Annotated in this window: 3 protein-coding genes; 2 read left to right on the forward strand and 1 reads right to left on the reverse strand. The window is 45.7% G+C overall.

Features of this window, described 5'->3' with window-relative positions; all coding sequences use genetic code 11:
- Positions 1-89: 89 nt before the first annotated feature.
- Positions 90-770: an NYN domain-containing protein gene (locus tag A1359_RS04255; protein ID WP_066978501.1), complete on the reverse strand. Its 681-nt coding sequence runs from the start codon at positions 768-770 to the stop codon at positions 90-92.
- Positions 771-1,319: 549 nt separating this feature from the next.
- Between A1359_RS04255 and A1359_RS04260 the strand changes: the two genes are divergently transcribed.
- Both A1359_RS04260 and A1359_RS22250 read left to right on the forward strand, forming a co-directional pair.
- The gene (locus A1359_RS04260; protein ID WP_198159268.1) at positions 1,320-2,411 is read left to right on the forward strand and encodes a hypothetical protein; all 1,092 of its coding nucleotides are present in this window, start codon (positions 1,320-1,322) and stop codon (positions 2,409-2,411) included.
- 54 nt (positions 2,412-2,465) lie between these two features.
- Positions 2,466-2,939: a hypothetical protein gene (locus A1359_RS22250; RefSeq protein ID WP_157200464.1), complete on the forward strand. Its 474-nt coding sequence runs from the start codon at positions 2,466-2,468 to the stop codon at positions 2,937-2,939.
- Positions 2,940-3,247: the final 308 nt, after the last annotated feature.

The following is a 3,247-nucleotide window of genomic DNA, read 5'->3' on the forward strand; positions in this document are numbered from 1 at the left end:
ACAGGCAGCTTAGAAAGGCATAACATGATGGGTTTGTTTCGTCGCGCCCCGCGTTGGCGCGTGGATTGAAACCCCGCAGGGATTCCCTCTTACCAGTAGTCTGGCTTTATGGCCGGTTTCTTCTTTGTAGGTACTTTTTCAGGTAGCTGGAATTTCCCCAGTTCTTCATCGAGGATATAGGATCGTGTCCAGTTGGCCAGTTCTGACAATCCAGCATTAGCCGGTCTGGTCTTCTCGTCTTCTTTCGCCTGCCTGCGTGGAAGAATTAAGCCAATGTGATGGCTTGGGAAGTCTTGCCCAATAAATTTGAAAGCTGACACAAGATCAGAATCACTGGAAACCAAAACAGCATGATCGCAATGTTTGAGCATGGCGTCGCGGTAGAGGTGCAGCGCAATGTTTACATCGGTTTGTTTTTCTTCTAGCTTCCAGACTTCGACGCGATCTTGCTTATCTATTGGATTTTTATATCGTGGTGGGGTGCCTTTTTCCATGAGATAGTAGCCTTTGATTATCTCTATGGTATCTGGATGGCGATTAACCAACGCTCTATGATATGCGTCCTGGGATTGCTGAGATTTTTCGCCGCGAGTCGCCAACCTGGTTATGACTGGGGCGGTGAAAAACTTAACGGCAGCAATTTCAATGCTCGGGTTTTGAACATGGCAGATATGCTTAACTAGGCTGACTATGTCCAGCCACTTATAATCCGTGTTCCTCAACACGCCAAAATAGAAGTTATATCCGTCAACGTAAACGATTGTTCGCATTTTCCTTACCCTAGAAATGAAAAAACCGCCCAAAGGCGGTTTTTTCGTCTTACAGTGAAGCCAACTTAATGACAGCCCCATAAGATGAGTTGTGGAATCATTGTAGTTAGTAAGATATTACTTAGCAAGTAAATATTTAGCACTGGTTATGAATCTTTGTGAGTGCGCATAAGTGCTGTTTTTTACCAAGACTGCAACCTAGGGCCTCTATCGTTATCTCGGTTCGCCAGCAGAGTTGGGCAATAGCGATGCTTGAGTATGGCGTCGATGGTATCCAGTTCAATCAGAGTACATCGTCGGTTTTCACCGGTTGGCAGTTGGTGGCATGGATAGCCTATAAAGGGTAGTTAACGCTCATGAAAGATCCGCATCACCCTGGCAAATGAAAGCCGTTTGGCCATGACTTTCAGAGTAACAGTTTTGGCTTAAGTCTGGGAGGAGGCGGTTGAACTAAAATTTACTGGCTACAATGTACCAGAGGCCATGCCCGGTACGCTACGAGACTGGCTGTGAATTGAAGATTAGATGATTACAAACGGATGATCCTTTGTGAATAAAACCTCAATAAAAAAATACCACATACTTATGCATGGACAAGCCTATCAAGAGGTTGGTAACTATTTGCAGGCCTTGCAATCCAATTCCATACAGCCAGGTAAGTATCTTCTGGATAAACTGCGGGCGATTGATGTAGGGCAAATTAGCGTCGATTCGTTTCTTGAATGCTTGTTAAATACAAAACGCCCTCAGATATTTGCCGAAAGTGCGGTTAATGGTAATGGCGAGGATTGGAATGCGTTAGAACTGAAGCTGTTGGGTGCCATTGGTATAACAGTTGAAGTAGACGTTTATGATGATGGCAAGCATCATAATCCTGTGCCGCATGCAAAGCCGTTTCTAGCCTATTTGCTTTTCTCAGCGGGTGCTTTATTGCGCAATGGACAACAGCAAATACCGGTCGATTGGGATATTGTTGGTGAAGACGGTGTGATTGATCGCGAACGCTATTATGAATTATATAGGTGCCGATTATTGCCATTAATGTTGCATGCCAACGAGATTGCCGGTGGGGCCGGTAAACAGGCTTTCATTACTATTCCTGGGTTGGGTTGCGGCCAATTTGCAGGTAAATTCATGGGGTGGTTGGGCGAGATGCTTGAACAAGCGCTGAAACGCCTGTTGAGTGAGCATCATCGCGAACTGGGCAATATACGGGCAGTGTACTTCGATCCCTATCAAGAATGCGTTAATCAACGCTATGAAATAGGCCACTTGTCTTTCATGGTAAGGCCGTTAACCCAAGGCAACCAAAACAGGCCTCAACTCTGTCCGCCTGTTACCTATCAGGAAGAGGGCGATGACTTTAGCCAGTGTATTCTATTCAGCGTTGTTGCCTGGGATCACGTTTCTTGGCCGGGAAACGATTTTTACATAGGCGCTCGTGCGACTGACGATGGCGTTAAAGCGGCAGCCACCAGTTCCATGGCGGCGCTGACTGGTTTTACAGGTTGCTATAACAAGATATGCGAAACCTACGACCCGCCGCTGCCTTACCGTAACTGGGATGAAGTCGTGCGCAAGAATAGTTTGCAACTTGAATTGGAAGACCGCGTCAAGATCATGCCGTCGGTGGTTCAGTAACATCGTTCGTTAACCTAGTTTTAGCTGTCATCATGCATGCGAGGCATAGATAAAATGAGCGATTGTGATCATTGTCATAAAGAACTTTCCGAACCCCGGTTTTATCTGGATCGGAATGTTCAAGATTTTTGCTATTCAAATGAGGGGGAGTTTGTTAATGCTCAGGTACTTTATTCTGACAGCATCAATTATTTTTGTTGCGCCGGCTGCGCAGATGCAAGTGTTTCAGGAATTCTCCATTTACTCGGCTTAAAAATATTACCACCAACCACAAACCCTGTTGGAATCTGCGCTAATTGCAGCGGGCCGGTTGATATGACTGTACCCCATGTAGCATACAGCTTGATGGAAGCAACCAAAGTTATGAAACCATGGATGACGCATTTGGAGGTGCATCAGGACGAGTACCTTTGTGTGGTTTGCCAGAATTGTGATAACCAGCTGATGGAGGCTGAATGGCAGGTTGTAGACGACGATGAAACAGGACTATTGGAATTAATCAGTCTCAGATCAAAAGAAATAGCATGATATAGCCCATGCGATAATCGAGCCGATATTTACGCCCCCCAAATAGATCGGTGGGCGGGTTTGCATAAAATCCTATGGTGCGTTAAGTACCTTTAAGCTTTATGCAGAATAACCCCCAGTGCGGAAAATACACATCGTGAAGGTTAGTTAAAAAAGGAATAAGTCAGTGAAATTCATCCATGCGGACCCCAGACGAAGCCATGCCTAAGGCTCATCACCAGTTAGAGAGCGCTCTAGCCAACAGCAACGAATTCGTTCGGGTAAGCGTATCGAAAATACAGGTTGATTAAGGGTCACCGCAAGGATTC

The organism is Methylomonas lenta, assembly GCF_001644015.1.
Lineage (GTDB): Bacteria > Pseudomonadota > Gammaproteobacteria > Methylococcales > Methylomonadaceae > Methylomonas > Methylomonas lenta.

Bases quoted from the DNA above. Each gene is read 5' to 3' on its own strand.
- A1359_RS22250 (WP_157200464.1), top strand. From the start codon at position 2,466: ATGAGCGATTGTGATCATTGTCATAAAGAACTTTCCGAACCCCGGTTT.
- A1359_RS04255 (WP_066978501.1), bottom strand. From the start codon at position 770: ATGCGAACAATCGTTTACGTTGACGGATATAACTTCTATTTTGGCGTG.